This is a genomic window from Runella defluvii (assembly GCF_014195535.1).
GTDB lineage: Bacteria > Bacteroidota > Bacteroidia > Cytophagales > Spirosomataceae > Runella > Runella defluvii.
The window spans coordinates 453070-471780 of sequence record NZ_JACIBY010000004.1 but is presented as its reverse complement, the minus strand read 5'-3'; the positions used below and the strand labels follow the sequence as shown (position 1 = coordinate 471780).

The window sequence follows — 18711 nt, the reverse complement described above, 5'->3', positions numbered from 1 at the left end:
GTTAGTTGTCAATCAGTTTCAACAATTCATTCAGCGTGTCAGGTGAGCTTGGACGTGGTGCATCGGGGGCAATGATTTTACCATTTTTATCAATAATCACGTAGCGAGGAATGCTCGTCACCATCAGTTTACGCAACATTGCGGCGTTGTCAGCGGGTTTTACGTGGCCATTTTCACCCTGTAACTGAAGTTGTTCCAACGCTTTTTTCCAAGCCTCTTCTTTTTCATCAATGGAGGCATAAAGAAATACGATTTTCTTTTTTTGCTTGTCGGTCAACTTCTCTTGCATGGCTTTAGAATGAGGAAATTCGGCACGACACGGCCCGCACCAACTCGCCCAAAAATCAAGATAAACAACCTTCCCTTTGAAATCCGACAACCGAAACGTTTTTCCCTCGGCATTTTGTAGGATAAGTTCGTCTTCCTTACCAGCCTTTGAAGCTACCTCGGCGGGTTTCTTTTCCTCTTTGCGCGTGAGGACTTCGTTGCATTTCTCGGTCGCCAAACGGGCGTATTTTTCCGCTTGGGGCGTAATTTTCAACAAATCCAACGTACTCACTACGGCATCTTTGGGCGTATTGACGCAGGTTTCGCGCATGAGTCGGCACAAATAATAGGGCAATGCCTGCGAACCCGCAAGGTGTTTTTTGGCAAAAGCTGCTTTATCGTTCATAGCCGCTCCCATGTCGGCGTATTTATTAAAGGCATGGTCGCGAGAGTTGAAATAGGTCACAAAAACCACCAAAAAATCACGGTACGAAGCCGTTAGAAAGGCTTCTTCGTTCGCAATTTTTTTAGGGTCAAGCGCTTCCGTCATGACGGCGGGCAACGACGACATTTTCAAGTTTTTGGTATCAGCATTGCTCCGTGCCACGGCGTGGTTAAGCACCCAATACCAGTAGTTCCAACGAATCGTATTTTCAACATAGCGTTTGAACGGCTCCGAAAGCTTGGCCGCATCGGGGTGGTTTTTTAGGAACTCCTGCTGCTTACGGCGCTGGTTGAAAAGGTCAATTTCTCGAATGTCAATGTTTTGAGAAAACAGCAATTCTCCCTGTTTTTTGGCATCAAAATCTGCCGCAAATTTCTGTTGAAACTCGTTCCAAAACGACTTGTGAGCGGCATCATTCCAGAGCGCGTTGTACGCCTCCAAGACCGACGCAGGCGCTCCTTCTTTAAAAATATCCAGCGAATCTTTGGCCGCAACGGCTACCGTGGCCTGCGCCAAAAGCGTTTGTGCCCATAGTAGAAAAACCGATAGTAATAATCCAATTCTCATGAGATGGTCAATGGTTGTAAAAGTGACTTTACCCACCTAAACGCATTTTTCGTACCAGAAGTGCGGAGTTTGGGTTATCCGTTAACTGTTATTTGTTATCCATTATGTGTTCAGCATACTTTTTTCTGGCTTTGCCCATCACAGTTACACCATTACCAAATAACAGTTAACAGCGAGCAAACGCCTAAAAACCAATCGAATTGCCTCCATCCACGGGCAATGAGACGCCCGTCACGTACTTGGCTGCCTCGGACGACAAATACACTGCCGCCCAGCCAATGTCTTCGGGTTTGCCAAAATAACCCATTGGGGTACGGTCGAGGGCCTTGTTCATGCGGTCGGGATCGCTGCTCATGGCGGTTTTCATCATGGCGGTTTCGATAAAGCCAGGAGCAATGGCATTGACGCGAACGTTGAACTTCGAAAATTCAGAAGTAAGCACTTGTACCATTCCCTCCACCCCCGATTTGGAAGCTCCATACGCCACCACGCGGTCGATGCCGTAATAGGCCGCCATGGATGAAATCATCAAAATAGACCCACTTTGACGCGCCACCATGCGTTTTGCACAAGCCCGAGTGAGGGAAAATACGGCACTTAAATTAGTATGAATGATTCGCTGGAAATCTTCGTCTGAAACCTCCAGTGCTGGTTTTTTCATGTTGATACCCGCGTTGTTGACCAACACATCAATGGGGCCAATCGTGGTTTCAATCTGTTCTACTAACGCCTCTAATTGCGACAAATCAGTCACATCGTTTACCACATAATGCGCTTTCTCGCCCAGTTCAGTCACAGCTTCTTGAAGCGGGGTTTCGCGGCGACCAGTTATTACGACCGTTCCTCCTGCGGCAATCATACATTTTGCGATGGCGTTGCCAATGCCGCTACCACCGCCAGTAATGAGGGCGATTTTGCCCTCTAACGAAAAAATCGGATTCATTTATTTAGTAATTTTTTGGATTCGGTTTTACATCGGTGCGCTAAAAATTTTACGAACAAAAACTTTATCGTAAATGATAAATCTCCGTCAGCTTTTTGACATCATCTAAAGTTCGGGTAGGGGGCACAAGCGGCTTTGGAATCGGTAGTTTTGAAAATTCACCGAAATATAACACGCAGGCATCTCGCCACCACAACGCCTCTTTTTCTTGAATTTTCAAACGCCCTTTCACGTCCTCAAACGTCTCTTTATCAACATCTGACTTCACACTTTCCCAAGCTGATTGCAGCTTCCCGACTTGCCCAACCCCATCATAATAACGGTGACAAAGTTCGTCCCAAAGGCTACGACCCGTACTTAATTTTTGGGTCCAAGGTACGTGATGAAACCAAAGCAGATAGTCGAGTGGACATTTTTCAGCGTTTCCCCAAAGTTGTTGAACTTCAGGGCTGTATAGCTGAAGCGCATTGCTCACTTTTCCAGTACGGTCAAAGCCCAACCCAATCGAATCGGCCCGATGGTAATAAATGGACGTCCAGTCGGGGCGGGCGGCTTTGGTAAGCCACGGCTCAGGCCCGTAGTGATGCCCCTCTCCCATCATGTGCGACGTCCCCAACGGATAGGTATAACTCACGTATATCGGGTGTGAATTGAGCATGATGTCCGTAATTTTCTGCACCGACTGCGGCTTTTGGGTCAACGTCATGCGCGTCCATTCTGTCGCAATTTGTTCCGACGACAGTGTGTAATCCCACGCCAATCGACCAAAAGCGTACCAGTTGCTTTGGTTAAACGGATGGCCGCACCAGTTGGCGTCCGAACCCGTATTAGCCACCCCAGCCATGAGCGAAAGTGGGTGGTTTTCAGCGCTTCCATCCACAATTTTAGCCACAGTCGTTCCTTTTCCTTTCACGTAAGTATCCGTATCCAAACACTCTTTAAACATGGGAGCAAGGTAGGTCAAGTGCGTTGACTGCCCCAAATATTCTTGCGTAATCTGAAACTCCATGCCCAAGGTTGTTTTTGGAAAAGCCCCAAACATCGGATGAAACGGCTCACGCGGCATAAAGTCAATCGGGCCGTTTTTGACTTGGACAATCACTTTGGGGTCAAATATCCCATCCAACGGCTTAAATTGGGCATAACCTTCCTTGAAACGGTCGCCTTTGGGGTCGGCATTGTAAACAAACGCCCGCCAAATAACGATGCCGCTAAACGGTCGCATGGCTTCGGCCAGCATATTGGCCCCGTCGGCATGGGTACGCCCGTAGTCCTGCGGGCCAGGCTCTCCTTCGGAGTTGGCTTTGACCAAATACCCCCCAAAATCAGGGATATAGCGGTGAATTTCTTTGGTTTTCTCGTTCCACCATTTGCGCACTTCGGGGTCGAGGGGGTCAGAAGTTTTAAGCCCTCCCAAGGTACGAGGCGAACGGAAGTTGACCGAAATAAATACTTTGATGCCATAGGGACGAAGTACATCGGCCACGGCTTTGATTTTTTCGAGGTATTCTTCGGTCAAAAAACGTGAACTGGCATTGACGTTGTTGATGGATGTCGCATTAATCCCCAACGAAGCATTGGCGCGAGCGTAGGTAATGTAACGAGGGTCAATCCGAAACGGAAGTTCAGTCCACTTCCACATCGACGAACCTGCGTAGCCCCGTTCGACGGTTCCGTTGGCATTGTCCCAGTGATTGAGCATCCGTAATTTGATTTTAGGGCTGCTTTTCACTGAAAGATTTGTCAACGATTTCCCCGTTTGAAGGTAGCGAAGTAGCTCAAACGCACCGTATAACACACCTGCTTCTGATTTGGACGAAATGACGATATTCCCTTTTTCCGAAAACAACTCAAAGCCATCTTGGGGCAACGTGGAAGGGGAATTGGGGGCAACGTTCAGGATAATCCCCCCCGATTTGGTAGCGGTTTGAACGAGGACAGGTGCTTTTCCCAACAAACCTTTTAAGCCCATTTCCAACTCCTGTACCGCTACTTTGATGGTGGGGTGCGAAGAATTGGCTGCCACAAACTGTGTCGATTTTAAGTACGTATCACGCTGCTGGACGTCGGCCAAAAGATCGTATTTAAGCCAGAGGCGAGAGCCATCGTCGGCAAAGGCACATACCGAAGATAGCAGAAGATATAGAAACAAATATTTTTTCATAAGTAAACAGTTACCTAGTTTTTACCCGCAGAAAATCGCAGATTAAAAAAACGCTGATGTGCGCAGATTAAAACAAAATCAGCGTTTCTCTGCGGCTTTCAATCGGCGGAAATCAGCGGGTAGTAGTTAACAATACACTAAACCTGAAAGTAATTTAAAGCATAAGCCCTTTTTCAATAGCCATTTCCAAGCCTCGCAATTCTGCTAATCCCTTCAGTCGGCCAATCGCCGAATACCCAGGATAAGACTTATTTTTACCTGTTTTATTCAAATCGTCCAACATTTGATGCCCATGATCGGGGCGCATCGGGATTTGGACATCTTCCAAGCCCGCTTTGTTCCTTTTTTTACTTTCCAACACAAACGCTTTCACTACCGCGTACATGTCCACATCACCCGTAAGGTGGTCGGCTTCGTGAAAAATCAATTGATTATCAGGCGATTTCTCTCGCTTTGTTGCCCGCAAATGCACAAAATGAATTCGGTTTCCAAAACGCTCGGCGATTCCTGCTAGGTCATTGTCGGCACGCACTCCCAACGAGCCTGTGCAAAACGTAATTCCATTGGCCCGTACATCGCAGGCGGCCATCAATTGTTCCAAATCACTTTCGATACTCACCACACGCGGTAAGCCCAGCAGCGGCATCGGTGGGTCATCGGGGTGAATACAAAGATTGACTCCTATTTCCTCCGCTAAAGGGGCAACTTGCTGAATAAAATAGTAAAGATTTTGACGTAACTCTTTGTCACCTATTTGTTTATAATTATTTAACAACCCTTGAAACGTGGCTAATTCAAAGGCTTCATTCGAGCCTGGCAAGCCCAGCAACACCGTATTTTGCAACGTAGCGACTTCCTCGGGACTCATTTGCGCAAATTTAGCGCGGGCTTTGGCCTGAATTTCCTCTGAATAATCGGCTTCGGCGTTGGGCCGTTTTAGAATACATAAATCAAAAGCGGCAAAATCTTCCCACACAAAACGCAACGCCAATGAGCCATCAGGCATTTGATAATTCAAATTGGTTCGCGACCAATCGAGCACGGGCATGAAGTTGTAACAGACGGTTTTGATGCCACAAGCGGCCAAATTGCGCAGCGAGATTTTGTAGTTTTCGATGTACTTTTCTCGGCTGGGAAGTCCTTTTTTGATGTCTTCGTGAACAGGTAAACTTTCTACTACGTCCCACGTAAGGCGGGTATAGCGATGATTATCTGCTTCAATGAGTTGAATGCGTTGCTTGATTTCTTCCACACTCCACACTTCTCCGACGGGGATTTGGTGAAGCGCTGATACCACACCCGTACACCCTGCCTGACGAATATCCATCAACGAAACGGGATCGTTGGGGCCAAACCAACGCATAGTTTGAATAAATGCCATAACTATTGTATTTGCTCGGGTCAGACGACAGTCAGACCCGAAAGATTACTTTGTTGTGGTCTGACTGCCGTCTGACCACCTGTTTTGCTCGGGTCAGACGATAGTCAGACCCGAAAGATTACTTTGTTGTGGTCTGACTGCCGTCTGACCACCTGTTTTGCTCGGGTCAGACGATAGTCAGACCCGAAAGATTACTTTGTTGTGGTCTGACTGTCGTCTGACCAAAGTTTATTCACTTTTATATTTTTCAAATAACTGAGCGACGTTGGCCGCTTTGTGGTCGCCAGCATGTACCAAAACGCGGTAACGCAACGCTAACTTATCGCCTTTTTTCAAGACCGTAGCTTTGTCGTCTTGCGGCCAATACATGGGCGTTGGAGAAAAGAAACCGTAGTCACGCGTAAACCAAGGCGACGGATACCAAGGGTTTGAAGGATGCTGCATAATGGTCATGCCTTCTACTTTGTCACCGCGTTTTCCCGAACAGTCAATCCACGATGATTTCACGCCAAATGTGCCCTTTTCTCCTGTATTCCCTTCGGCATTCACCATCGTTCCGCCGTTGATGACAGCCAAATCGGGATCCATTCGTCCGCTAAAAAGCGAGTGATTGGTTTTCAAGATTGTTACGTCCATGAGCATTTCCATCGTCACGTCGAAATCAATTTGGTACAAATCTTTCGAGGGAGCGGTAATGGTGATGGTTCTAAAGTCTTTTACGGGCGCATTGGCGTTGGGACGGCGCCAAATACATTCATTTTCAATCACTACTTTTTCTCCCCCCGACTGCACGATGTCGGTGCGAAGGGCGATGATCTGTCCTTTTTCTAAACCTTCTTGCCAATAATTACCATCGTTGACTCGGTCGCACCCAAAAAACAAGGAGCTATGGTGCGGATAATTCCCATTTCGCATCGACGTCACACTGGCATTTGAAGGGCCATTGACGGGGAAGAAAAAGGGGTATTTTTCGTCCTGAGAAAAAATGTAGCTTGTGAAAAAGTTATTATTAATCGTAATATCAATCTTCGAATTGTACTTCATCGCAGTGATTTTTGTTTGGGAAATCGCTACGCTACTCACCAACGCAAATGCTGCTATAAACTGGTAGAAATGGGGACTTTTCATTTTCATCGCGTAAACCTGTAAGGTTTTTGAAACCTTACAGGTTTGGGTTTTACTTTGTTAAGGTAATTTTTTGGGCATTTTTCTGCGCTTTGATGGCCAACTCCATTGCCAAAAGACAATGAGCTTGCGACATAGCCGTTTCAGTACGGTTCAAAACGTCGTCCACTAATAAGCGACCATAAGGCAAATCTTGCTGCGTACAATCAATGTAGCGAGTCTCTTTTTGATCCACCAAAAACAAGTGATTCCCACCCGAACGACCGCCAATGTCTGTATTCTTACGAATTTCAATGAAGCCTTCCGTTCCTAAAATCGTCAAGCGGCCATCGCCCCACGTATTCAGTCCGTCGGGGGTAAACCAGTCCACGCGGATGTAGCCCATCCCGCCGTTTCCACGTAACATAACATCACCAAAATCCTCAAAATTAGGGTATTGAGGGTGGTTTGTGTTTCCAATTTGCGAAGCCACGATTTCACCCTGGGTAGAACCCGTAAAAAATAAAAATTGGTCAAACTGGTGAGACGCAATGTCGCAAATAATACCGCCAAACTGTTCTTTGTTAAAGAACCACTCAGGGCGCGTTTTGGGATTCATGCGGTGTGGCCCCATTCCAATGGTCTGAATGACTTTACCGATTGCTCCTGCTTTTACCAGTTCTCCCGCTTTTACGGTTGCTCTATTTTCGAGGCGTTCGCTGTACATGATGGAATAAATACGCCCCGTTTGTTTCTGCACTTTGCGCACTTCGGCCAGTTGCTCAAGCGTCGTTATCCCAGGTTTATCCGACATATAATCCTTTCCGCTTTTCATCACCCGAATCCCCAACGGAGCGCGCTCGTTGGCAATGATGGAACTCAGTACCAACTGAATAGATTTATCGTCTAGGATTTCTTTTTCGCTTGAAGCCAGTTTTGCCTTTGGGAAACGTTTCGCAAAAGCCGCTACCAAATCAGGTTCTTTGGCATAAAACGAAACCAGTTCTCCGCCTCCACGAACTACCGCCTCTACCTGACCATAAATATGGCCGTGGTTCATTCCAATGACCGAAAATTTGATACGCGGTGTATCGTATTGAGGAACAACGATGGGGGCAACCGTCTCGGTGATTATATTTCCGTAAGCCATGGAAGGAAGCATCGGTAAAGCCATCATTCCTGCGGCCGAAGCAATGGATTCTTTCAAAAAGGTACGGCGTTGATTCGTTTTCTTTTTCATATTTTTTTATGATTGAACAGTTGGGTTTTGAGAAACCCAACGCACATTACATGATGTTTTTTATGCTTAAAAAGTCAGGTTTTGAGAAACCTGACACACATTACAATGTTTTGGGTGCTTAAACATTGGGTTTTGAGAAACCCAACGCACGTTACATTTTGATGTTTGTAGTTCCGTAAGGCTTACGCTGAGAACGGCTCAACATCGCGTTGGCTTCTTTATCGTTCACAAAACGTTCGGTTTTAGGATCCCACTGCAATTTGCGTGGCAATTTCATCGCAATGTGGCTAATGAGACACACCGAACAAGCGCGGTGTCCAATTTCTACGGGCGAAATCGGTGCTTTGCGCGTTTTGATACATTCGAGCCAGTTGCCGTGTTGCTCATCGCTTTTATAAAGGTGAATTTCGTTTTCGCTAATCACCGAAGTAAGAATCTTAGGATCGCTGGCATCAAGGGCTTTGCTACTTTTTTCTCTCGATACTGGGTCGCTCGCCGAAGCCACATAGTCACCGCGTGACACCCAAATCCAGCCTTCGGTTCCTTCGTAACGAATGCCGTTCGGGAAGCCTCCGCTGGTGTACATCGTGATACCGTTCGCGTATTCGGCCTTCACCATAAAGTCACCGTGAACGTTCCACAAACCTGATTTTGGAAACTCCGCCACGGCCTGTACCGAAATGGGGCCTGTCAGTTCGGTATCCATTCCCCACGCTGCCGAATCGAAGTGGTGTTGTCCCCAACCCGTAATCATCCCCGCGCCATACTGCTCAAGGCGCAACCATCCTGGGCGTCCGTAGCCTTTTTGAGGATGCACCCCTATCTCAGTATAAGGAACTTCAGGAGTTGAGCCTAGCCACATATCATAATTGAAGCCTGCAGGCACAGGCATCGCAGGTGCTGCGGGTCCTGATGGATCGCCTGGAAGTCCCACTTTTACGGTGTGAAGTTTTCCGATACGACCATTCCGAACCAACTCCGCCGCAATCCGAAACTGTGGTGACGAACGTTGTTGCGTACCCACCTGAAGCACCGTACCTTTCTTCTGAATAATATCGCTCAACATTCGTCCTTCCGCAATGGTCAACGAGGTTGGTTTTTGCAAATACACATCTTTTCCTGCCAAAGCCGCCTCAATCGCAGGTTGCGAGTGCCAGTGGTCGGGCGTACTGATAATCACCGCATCAATGTCTTTATTGAGCAACATTTCACGGTAATCGTCGTACATTTTGGCGTCCACATAGTTGGCATTGCCCGTTTTTTTGGCATAGTAGCTTTCAACCAATTTTTTACCATCCACCAAACGGTTTTTATCCAAATCGCACACCGCAATCATCCGTGCTGCATCGTGCTGCATCGTGCCGACCATGTCGTGGTCACGGCCGATACGCCCACAACCAATTTGGCCAATGTTGATTTTGTTACTCGGGGCATTTTTACCAAAAACCGAAGCGGGTACAATCGTTGGCACGCCAATGACCGTTGATGCTGCCGCTCCTTTGGCAGTCAGTTCAAGAAATTTTCTTCTCGAAACAGAGGATTGAGATGTGGTTGACATAAAAAGGCTTGGGATATAAAGGTATTTTCTAAATCTATTTCCTAAAAAAGTACAATTCCATACAGAAAAGCACTGAGAAAGAAACGCTTGTTGCAAATTGCGCTCGTTTGATTCTAAGCTAATGTTACTACAACAAGCCCATTTCACCAACTTATTTACTGTCTTGTTTTGAAAAAAAGCATAAAATACCTATCGAAAACGTTTCCGAAAACGCCACCGATAGGTATTTTTTATTACTAAATTTATATATTTTTGTGCAATTAAAGTATTTAACCACAACGTCAGCTATAACGTAATCGCTAGACCCATTTTGCGGCTAACTAAAAAAAAGACAATTATATGGTGGAGTGCAGACAATGCCAATCGGTATCGGAAGTAGTGAAAGCTGGTTTTTTAAGAGGACGTCAACGGTTTTATTGTAAAACGTGCCAAGTGCATTTTACGGTAGAATTACCCGCAGCTTCCCCTCAGAAAGCCGCTCGCCAAACCACCATTATCGACATTGCAAAGTCGCTCGGCGTAGCTCCTTCTACCGTATCGCGGGCCTTAAATGGCAGCACCGACATCAATTCGTTGACGCGACAAGAGATTTTGCGGGTTGCCAATGAAATGGATTACCGACCTAATCTACTGGCTCAGAGCCTTCACCGTGGCGAAACACACACGATTGGGGTGGTGATTCCCAACATCGAACGACCTTTTTTTGCGGGGGTGTTGGCAGGGATTCAAAACGTGGCGACGGAAGCTGGCTATCGCGTCATGATTTGTCAATCAAACGAATCGCATTCGACCGAAACCCTCAACGTTCAGGCGTTAATTGCCAGTCGGGTGGATGGTCTATTAATCAGTCATTCCAAAGAAACAACGTCGTTTGAACACATTCGTTTGCAGCTCAAAAAAGGACTTCCGATTGTCCACTTCGACCGCGTTTGCAACGAAGTGGAAACGGCCAAAGTGGTTCAAGAAGACTTTGAAGGAAGTTTTGCGCTGGTCGAGCACCTCATCCAGCAGGGTTGTCGGAGAATTGCCGTTTGTGCAGGACCACCCCAATTATTAATCAGCCAAACGCGTTTGGAAGGCTACAAAGCCGCACTGTGCCACTACGGGCTTCCTCTGGATGACACCCTGATTTATCACACTGAATTTAAGCAAAGCGAGTCGTTGACAGCGCTTAACCATTGGCTTTCACTTCCAGAACCTCCCGACGGGATTTTTGCCATTCATTACGGCAATGCCATTGAACTTTTGGTCGAACTCAAACGTCGTAAAATTCAAATTCCCACCGAAATCGCCGTGGTAGGTTTTGGGGATGAACTCATTGCCGAACTGATTGAGCCTTCATTGACGGTCTTTCACCTTTTTCCGTTTGAAATGGGCGAAACAGCGGCGTCATTGTTGATTGACAACATCATTCACCGCGATACCTTTAGCCTAATCATCAAAAAAATGCGAGGGGAATTACGGATTAGAAAATCGTCGATGCGGTTATAACCCACGCGGCTCCACCATCACGACTTCTTCTTTGTCCAGCACGACTTCGCCTTCTGGCAATCCCTTGGGCTTACGCACAAACTTTTTGGGAGTAACTATCACAGGACAGAGCGTTTCCGTTCGCCGCTTTGAATACCAAGCCGCCAACTGCGCCGCGCGTTCGATGACACTGTTCGGGATTTTTCGCCCCGCCTTGTACTTGATGACCACGTGCGAGCCCGATACGTCGCGGGCGTGCAACCACAAATCTTCTTTGTAAGCGTATTTTTTGGTCAACAAATCGTTGTTCTTGGCATTTTTTCCAATCAAAATCACGTAGCCTTCAAACTCAGTATGTTTGAATAACTGGGTGGGCGAAAGGATGGGAGCGTCGGTCAGCAGACTATTGTTTTTCAAATACTTACGCAGCAACTTCAACGATTCAAATGCCTCTATTTCTTGTAAATGACTCTTTAAGTCTTCCAATTCACCCTCACGCAACGCAATGTTTTCTTGCAGTTTATCAATTTCAATCCGTTCGTTTTTTGCCTTTCGGTAATACGTTTCGGCATTGCGTTGGGGCGAAAGGTCAGACTTGAGTTTGATGTCAATGTCTCTATCTCGGTAAAAATCAAATAAGGTAACTCGTTCGGCACGCTCGGGAATTTGGTGAAGATTGGCCATCAAAATATGCCCAATTTCCTCATTTTTCACATCACCATCCACCGTTACCAGTTTTTGAAAGGCTTCTTCCAAATAATTTTCGGTGCGTTGAATGCGCTTTTGAAGCACCCGAACCGCTTCCGATTTTTCTTTGGAAATAACCCCAATCCGATTGTAAGTAGTATAAAAATCGTTGAGGGCCTCAATCGGGTCGGTATGACTGCGAATGACCTCGCCCAGCGGCACCAACGAAAACGTAATTTGGTACTGCCACGTAGAAATGTAATACGTTGGCTGCTCTAGCTTCTGAAGCACGCCTTGAATCAATGTCCACTTTTCTAAGCCAACTGACGGCTGGCTACTGAGTGCTGACTGCTGCTCTAAATACGCATTTACTTCCTTTCCAAAAGTCGGAAATAGCTTCCGATGGTCGTGCCCTGCCGCTTCAAATGCCTCCCAAGATTGGTCGAGTTCGCGGTCGAGTTTTGCTAGTTGCAAGTTATTATCTGACACGAGTTTGTTATGAAACACATCAATCACGGCCTCTTCTTGAAACAACACCGCATTGGAACGATTTCCGAAAAGTTTAAACACCAAGGTGTAATTATTTTCCAGCACCAACCCAAAGGCTCGTTCGTTTTTAAACTGCCGAACATCAACTACTTCCAAATCATACAATGTCTCAAACAAATCGACGCTGTTGTGGCGAGCGCGGCTAAAATCTTCGGGAAAATGCAGGCAGGCAAAGTCGGGACGCAGGGTAGCACGAAGAAAAAACGGGCGATAATAGTTGTTTTTGCCTCGGGCGTGCGCCAAGACAATCACTAACTCGTCTTTCTCTTGGCTGAAACATTCCATGAACTTCAACCCAACCACCAACGGCCGCAACGCTTGGCTCAACTGCCGTAAAAAATGATAATTCTGATACATCTCAATTTGTGTTTCACGGTGTTAATTCATTGATTTCAAACACAATAAAAACGTGAAACTTTTGACAAAAAACTATTTTTATTTACCTTTGTACTGTAGGTCTGCCTTGCATGAACGCCGACTCCATGTCGTTTCTTGAAACTTTTCAAGATTAGTGCAAAGGTGGGCTTATTTTATTTTTGATTGTTAAAGGATTTTTTGGCGTATAGTAATTCTCCCATTTCCCTGAGTTATAAGCACTACTGTCGTACACATCAATCACTAGGGATATTTTTTCCTTTAAAAAGTTATAATAACGCATTTCCCCTCGCTCAAAAACTCTCTGAATAGCCCAGCAAAAGTAGTCTGCAATATTGAGAAGCGGGTCTTTTGTGGGATAATTTACGTTAAATAATACTTCTGTAGTAATTTCTTTCGTTTCGCCCTTGGCCTTGTGGTACCTTTGAATTGCTTTTTTTAGGGACAAATCCAAGTTGGCATTTTTCGTACTTTTTCCTCTCTCAGAAATGTGAAGCACCATTTTCTCGCCTTTCGACAGTTTATTTTTCAATAAATGTGAAAGTAGATCCGCGTAGAAATACTCTTCCTTGCCTTTGTGTTTTGTTTCATACCGTTCAATATTTTTTCGGCCAACGACGGCTTCAAATGAACAACCAATGCTGTTTATAAATTTAAAAAACTCAAATCTCACTTCTGGCACATCATCTGTTGCATGGAAATAATAGCCTCCTTCAGAGTTCTTCTTTTTGATGATGCTAGGTAGTTCAAAAAAGGGATTATCTGACACTTGTTTCTGAAGTTCTGCAACTTGCTCTCTAATTTTTTCAAGAGGTTCGTAAAATTTGACCATTCCCAAAATAAAACAATTGGACACGCCTTCTGTTCCGATAATTGAACGGCGCCCTTTTGCATAAAAAGTGGTATCTCCCGCCTCATCTAAAAAGCGATGATTTGTCCTAATTTTTTTATTTTTCTTTGACATTTACTTGCTCTTAAAACCAGAAGGTAACCAAAGTAAGTAATACTAACCCTTAAAAACAAAAAAACGCCAGTAGGTTCATAACCCACTGGCGCTCATTACAAAGCCGATAGCTTATTTATCTCTTACCAAAACTTCGTCGATAAGACCGTACGCTTTTGCTTCTTCGGCACGCATCCACTTGTCGCGATCAGAGTCTCTTTCGATGGTTTCGATTGTTTGTCCTGTGTGGTTGGCCAAAATTTCGTACAACTCACCACGTAATTTCACAATTTCGCGGGCTGTGATTTCAATGTCAACCGATTGGCCTTGCGCACCACCCGACGGCTGGTGAATCATGATACGAGCGTGTGGAAGTGCCGCACGCTTGCCAGCTGCACCACCCGCCAACAGTACCGCTCCCATCGACGCCGCGAGGCTTGTACATACCGTGGCTACGTCGGGACGAACGTACTGCATCGTGTCATAAATACCCAAACCTGCATATACCGAACCACCTGGGCTGTTGATATACATCAAAATATCTTTCTTAGGATCAGCCGATTCCAAAAACAACAATTGCGCTACTACGATGTTCGCAATTTGGTCATCGACAGGCATACCAAAGAAAATGATACGGTCTGCCATCAAACGCGAAAATACATCTACTTCACGGAAGTTCATGGGGCGCTCTTCGATGATAGCGCGGGTCATATTTTCAACGGTATGGTTCATGTATCCATCTACCGTAAGGCCATTCATGCCGAGGTGTTTTACTGCGTACTTTCTAAATTCTTGTCCGTGATTCATGGTAACTTAACTTTATATGTTTATTTTGTGTTTACAGAACATAAAACGCAAACGCTTGGTTCGGCAGGCAAAAATGCAGAATTTAGCGTTTGATTGTAGTCGGTTTAACCAACAAATTATCGGTGGAAGCGAGATTAGCGATGTGGAACATCCTGGAACGTCATGTTCCAGCCCCTTCTGTAGCTTATTGCTACGACCTATGGGAACGTTATCAGTTTGATTTTGTGGTGACTCGCCCTCGACATACCCGTTTGGGCGATTTTACGGCAAAACCCAATCAACGTGAGCGAATTACGGTCAATAACAACCTCAACCCTTACAATTTCCTCATCACTTACCTTCACGAAATCGCCCACCTTGAAGTGTATCGTTCGTACAAACGCCGCCAACCTCCGCACGGAAAAGCGTGGAAAACACATTTTCGCGCTTTATTGCTGCCTACCCTGAACGAACAAACGTTTCCCACGTCGATTTTGTCCCCGCTTACGCTATATTCCCATAATCCAACCGCCTCTACGGGGACATTCTTACCCCTTATGCAGGCCATTAAAAACGTGGATGCCCCGCATTCGGATTTGGTCATGGTAAGTGAGTTGTCAGAAGGGCAGGCGTTTCGATTACAGCAAAAAGTCTTTATCCGAGGCACGCAGCGCCGCACTCGCATCGTTTGTATAGAGAAAACCTCGCAAAAAAAATACTTGGTCGCAGCCCACGCTTGGGTGGAGCGGCTGTAGTTGTCTTTGAGAAACGATATACAAAAGCAGCATCTTATTCGTGAAACTTTTACTCACATATCGCTTTATTGGAAAGGTGCTAAGCGCGTTCCTCCTATTCTTACTCTTATTCACTACGACAAGTTGGGGGCAAAATCAGAGTTCGGTACTTGCTACTGGAAAGTGGTTCAAAATTGGGGTAACGCAAACAGGCGTGTATCGAATTGATGCGCCGTTTCTCAAAAAACTGGGGATTGCCACTAGCGATATTAACCCAAAAAACCTTCGCCTATTTGGAAACGGCGGCTATATGCTTCCTCAATCAAACGCCCAAAATAGGGCCAATGAATTAACCGAAAATGCGGTTTATGTCAAAGGGGAAAACGATGGCAAATTTGACGAAGGTGACGCCCTTTGGTTTTGGGGGCAAAGTCCGCACGAAATTCGCTACAACACAGCCGAAAAACGCCTTGAACACCAACTCAACCTGTATAGCGACACGACCTTTTACTTCTTACAACTAGACGCTACGCAAGCGGGACTTCGCCTTCCAACTTACCCTTCTGGAAATTCGGGGACGATACAAACGGCTTTTGACGATTACGTTTTTCGAGAAAGTGAAATCTACAACCGTGTTCAGTCGGGAAGAGAATGGTGGGGTGAGTATTTTGGCAATCAAACACGCCAAGATTTTTCGGCCGATTTAGAAGGTTTACTTCCCAACAGCCCCGTTAAAGTAACGGTCGCCAGCGTAGCCGCCGCACAAGTCACGACCAAATTTGTGGTGGGGGTCAATGGGCAAACCTTAGGCGAACAAACCATGGGAACGGTTACGAACTACCGCTACGATTCCAAAGGTTTGCGAACCCAAAAAACCTATGACGGTCAACTTTCCAACGCAACCACGCGAGTCACTACTTCCCTGACCTTCGACAAAGCAGGTCAAGCCAATGCCGAAGGGTATTTAGATTTTTTTGGATTGCAAATTCAGCGTAGCCTTCGTTTATACACCCAACCTACTATTTTTCAGTCTCTTGCTTCGTTAACCCAAGATTCGGTTCGCTATCAGATTGGTCAGGCCAGCGCTCAAATGCAACTTTGGGATGTCACCAACCCACAACGACCTGCCGCTCAATCGTTTCGCTTATCGGGAACAGAGGCTATTTTTGGTACTTCAGGAAAAATATTTCGTCGGTTTGTGGCTTTTTCGGAAACACAATTGTTGACTCCAATTTCTGCACAAGCTGTTTCCAACCAGAATCTTCGCGCTCTTTCAACTCCTAACTTACTCATCATCACGTCACCCATCTGGCTTAAACAAGCACAACGGCTTGCTACTTTTCGCCGTCAAAACGATGGTTTGGAGGTCATCGTCGTTACCACTAATCAAGTCTATAACGAGTTTGCTTCGGGACAAGCTGACCCGACCGCCATTCGTGATTATGCCAAGTTTTTGAACAACCGCCAGCCCAATACCCTCAAGTATTTGTTGCTTTTTGGTGATGCAACGTATGATTATAAAAACAACCTCAAAGCGTTTTCTCCGCTTGAGATGACCTATTTTGTACCATCCTACGAAAGCCGCGAGTCGGGGCATCCTGTGCTGAGTTTTACGTCCGACGATTATTTTGGGTTTCTTAAACCTACCGATGGAGAATGGATTGAGGATTTTAGCGGAAATCATTTACTCGACATTGGCGTGGGTCGGTTGCCCGTCAAAACTACTGCCGAAGCCGAAACGGCGGTGGATAAATTGATCCGTTATGTAGCCAAACGCGGGCGTGGAAAATGGCGGCAAAAAATCGCCTTTGTAGCCGACGACGGCGATGCCAACTTGCACCAACAAGATGCCGAAAACTTATCGACGCAAATTGCCTCGAAGACGGCCTCTTACGAACTTCAAAAAGTCTATGTCGATGCGTTTCCCCAAATTGGCACGCCCATTCACGCCCCTGAAGCAAGCAAAACCATCGACCGATTGATTGACGAAGGCGTTTTAATTATGAATTACACGGGTCACGGCGGCATTTCCATTTGGGCTGACGAACAGATTGTTACACTTCAAAATATCCTCAATTGGCGCAACCTTGACAATCTACCGTTGATGATTACAGCCACTTGTGAATTTGGACGGTATGACAACCCAGGCGAAGTTTCGGGCGCTGAATTGGCCGTTTTGAGTCCAAGAGGCGGCGCCATTGCCATGCTGACCACCGCACGACCAGTGTATGCCAGTACCAATTTTTTACTCAATGAGGCTTTTTACGAAAGTGCGCTCGAACATACCAGCGGGGACGTGCCACGCTTGGGAGATTTGATGCGAATGACCAAAAATAAAAGCTTTAGCGGCGTTTTTAACCGAAACTTTACACTCCTAGGCGACCCTTCTTTACGCCTCAATTACCCCGACTATGACGTAGAAATAACAACGCAAGATACCCTAAAAGCGGGCGGGAAGGCGCGCATTAGTGGTCAAATCAAACTGGGGAATGTCCTTGTGAACGATTTCAATGGAGTGGCAAGCATCAGTGTCTATGACAAAGAAAATCAGCTAATGACACTCGGTATCGAAAACGCCAAGATGCCTTATAAGCAGTTTAAAAGCAAAATTTTTGAAGGGAAAGTAAGTGTTAAAAATGGCTTGTTTGTCGTCGATTTTGTCGTACCCAAAAACATTGACACAAAACTTGGGAATGGGCTAATACAAGTCTATGCCATCAAAGCCGACACGAGCGCCGATGCCATGGGAGGTACCAACCAAGTGTGGGTTGGCGGCACTGCACTTTCTAACCCCGATACCAAGCCGCCCGTGGTTCAGCTTTACCTCAACGACCAAAATTTTGTGGAAGGCAGCCAACTAGATGATAGTCCATTGCTCATTGCCCAGCTGACGGACGACAGCGGCATTAATCTACTTCAACCCATCAGTTTGACCCTCAATGATACATTAATCCTACTCGTAAACGACTATTTTACGGCAAATCAAGACAGTTATCAAAGTGGCAGGATTAATTATTTACTCAAAAAACTCCCTGCGGGCGACTATGTACTTCGCTTAAAAGTTGCGGATATATATAATAATTGGAGTGAGGGTACGTTAAGGTTTAAGGTAGGCAAAGAATCGGCCATTGTAAAAAGTGTCATCGCCTACCCAAATCCATTTGTAGAACAAGCCACCCTACAAATAGAGTTGGTCAATGAAGGAGAAGATGTCGAAGTAACAACAACGATTTTCGACGTCAGTGGGAATTTGGTACGGAGCGAAACACAGACCATTTACAATTCGGATGCTATCCTAACCACCATGACTTGGAACGCCGCTACGCAACACCGCCAACCTGTACCTGCTGGCGTATATGTGTATCGAATCGTTGTGAAATCTCTTACTCGCCAACAGACTCAAACCGTGGGTGGTAAGTTAATAAAACCAAAATAGATTTTGAAAATAGGAATTACTATCTTTGCGTGTTTTAAAATAAATGTACGTCTCTTGACACA

Annotated in this window: 13 protein-coding genes; 3 read left to right on the top strand and 10 right to left on the bottom strand. The window is 45.9% G+C overall.

The window, feature by feature from the left end; translation table 11 throughout:
• Position 1: 1 nt before the first annotated feature.
• From FHS57_RS11945 to FHS57_RS11915, 7 genes are all read right to left on the bottom strand, one after another.
• On the bottom strand, positions 2–1279 hold the full coding sequence (locus FHS57_RS11945; protein WP_183973856.1) for a TlpA family protein disulfide reductase: 1278 nt from the start codon (positions 1277–1279) through the stop codon (positions 2–4).
• 184 nt (positions 1280–1463) lie between these two features.
• Positions 1464–2222, bottom strand: a complete 759-nt coding sequence (locus FHS57_RS11940) for an SDR family NAD(P)-dependent oxidoreductase (protein ID WP_183973854.1) — start codon at positions 2220–2222, stop codon at positions 1464–1466.
• 64 nt (positions 2223–2286) lie between these two features.
• Positions 2287–4386, bottom strand: coding sequence for an alpha-glucuronidase family glycosyl hydrolase (locus FHS57_RS11935; protein ID WP_183973852.1), 2100 nt, complete (start codon positions 4384–4386; stop codon positions 2287–2289).
• A 154-nt stretch (positions 4387–4540) separates the two neighbouring features.
• A complete protein-coding gene (gene uxuA / locus FHS57_RS11930) occupies positions 4541–5767 on the bottom strand; it encodes a mannonate dehydratase (RefSeq protein ID WP_183973850.1) in 1227 nt (408 codons plus the stop codon).
• Positions 5768–5995: 228 nt separating this feature from the next.
• Positions 5996–6895 carry a DUF6807 domain-containing protein gene (locus tag FHS57_RS11925; protein ID WP_229601324.1) on the bottom strand — a complete coding sequence of 300 codons (900 nt, stop codon included), beginning with the start codon at positions 6893–6895 and terminating at the stop codon, positions 5996–5998.
• Positions 6896–6944: 49 nt separating this feature from the next.
• Positions 6945–8111, bottom strand: a complete 1167-nt coding sequence (locus FHS57_RS11920; RefSeq protein ID WP_183973846.1) for a Gfo/Idh/MocA family protein — start codon at positions 8109–8111, stop codon at positions 6945–6947.
• Positions 8112–8262: 151 nt separating this feature from the next.
• Positions 8263–9669, bottom strand: coding sequence for a Gfo/Idh/MocA family protein (locus FHS57_RS11915; protein WP_183973844.1), 1407 nt, complete (start codon positions 9667–9669; stop codon positions 8263–8265).
• 339 nt (positions 9670–10008) lie between these two features.
• Between FHS57_RS11915 and FHS57_RS11910 the strand changes: the two genes are divergently transcribed.
• A complete protein-coding gene (locus FHS57_RS11910; RefSeq protein ID WP_183973842.1) occupies positions 10009–11160 on the top strand; it encodes a LacI family DNA-binding transcriptional regulator in 1152 nt (383 codons plus the stop codon).
• Here FHS57_RS11910 and FHS57_RS11905 read toward each other — a convergent pair.
• The 3 genes from FHS57_RS11905 to FHS57_RS11895 form a co-directional block, all read right to left on the bottom strand.
• Positions 11155–12732 carry an NFACT RNA binding domain-containing protein gene (locus tag FHS57_RS11905; RefSeq protein WP_183973840.1) on the bottom strand — a complete coding sequence of 526 codons (1578 nt, stop codon included), beginning with the start codon at positions 12730–12732 and terminating at the stop codon, positions 11155–11157. The two genes, FHS57_RS11910 and FHS57_RS11905, sit on opposite strands and share 6 nt — an antisense overlap.
• A gap of 151 nt (positions 12733–12883) precedes the next feature.
• On the bottom strand, positions 12884–13714 hold the full coding sequence (locus FHS57_RS11900) for a DUF3800 domain-containing protein (protein WP_183973838.1): 831 nt from the start codon (positions 13712–13714) through the stop codon (positions 12884–12886).
• A gap of 111 nt (positions 13715–13825) precedes the next feature.
• Complete coding sequence (locus FHS57_RS11895; RefSeq protein WP_229601323.1) at positions 13826–14500, bottom strand: ClpP family protease; 675 nt, start codon at positions 14498–14500, stop codon at positions 13826–13828.
• 122 nt (positions 14501–14622) lie between these two features.
• On the opposite strand from FHS57_RS11895, the gene FHS57_RS11890 reads away from it, so the two are divergent.
• Positions 14623–15234: a sprT domain-containing protein gene (locus tag FHS57_RS11890; RefSeq protein WP_310586990.1), complete on the top strand. Its 612-nt coding sequence runs from the start codon at positions 14623–14625 to the stop codon at positions 15232–15234.
• 40 nt (positions 15235–15274) lie between these two features.
• Positions 15275–18649, top strand: a complete 3375-nt coding sequence (gene porU, locus FHS57_RS11885) for a type IX secretion system sortase PorU (protein WP_183973836.1) — start codon at positions 15275–15277, stop codon at positions 18647–18649.
• The last annotated feature ends 62 nt before the right edge of the window (positions 18650–18711 follow it).

Coding starts and splice junctions, on each gene's coding strand:
- FHS57_RS11915 (WP_183973844.1), bottom strand. CDS start 9,669: ATGTCAACCACATCTCAATCCTCTGTTTCGAGAAGAAAATTTCTTGAA.
- FHS57_RS11925 (WP_229601324.1), bottom strand. CDS start 6,895: ATGAAAAGTCCCCATTTCTACCAGTTTATAGCAGCATTTGCGTTGGTG.
- FHS57_RS11940 (WP_183973854.1), bottom strand. CDS start 2,222: ATGAATCCGATTTTTTCGTTAGAGGGCAAAATCGCCCTCATTACTGGC.
- FHS57_RS11900 (WP_183973838.1), bottom strand. CDS start 13,714: ATGTCAAAGAAAAATAAAAAAATTAGGACAAATCATCGCTTTTTAGAT.
- FHS57_RS11945 (WP_183973856.1), bottom strand. CDS start 1,279: ATGAGAATTGGATTATTACTATCGGTTTTTCTACTATGGGCACAAACG.
- uxuA (WP_183973850.1), bottom strand. CDS start 5,767: ATGGCATTTATTCAAACTATGCGTTGGTTTGGCCCCAACGATCCCGTT.
- FHS57_RS11920 (WP_183973846.1), bottom strand. CDS start 8,111: ATGAAAAAGAAAACGAATCAACGCCGTACCTTTTTGAAAGAATCCATT.
- FHS57_RS11895 (WP_229601323.1), bottom strand. CDS start 14,500: ATGAATCACGGACAAGAATTTAGAAAGTACGCAGTAAAACACCTCGGC.
- FHS57_RS11905 (WP_183973840.1), bottom strand. CDS start 12,732: ATGTATCAGAATTATCATTTTTTACGGCAGTTGAGCCAAGCGTTGCGG.
- FHS57_RS11935 (WP_183973852.1), bottom strand. CDS start 4,386: ATGAAAAAATATTTGTTTCTATATCTTCTGCTATCTTCGGTATGTGCC.
- FHS57_RS11910 (WP_183973842.1), top strand. CDS start 10,009: ATGGTGGAGTGCAGACAATGCCAATCGGTATCGGAAGTAGTGAAAGCT.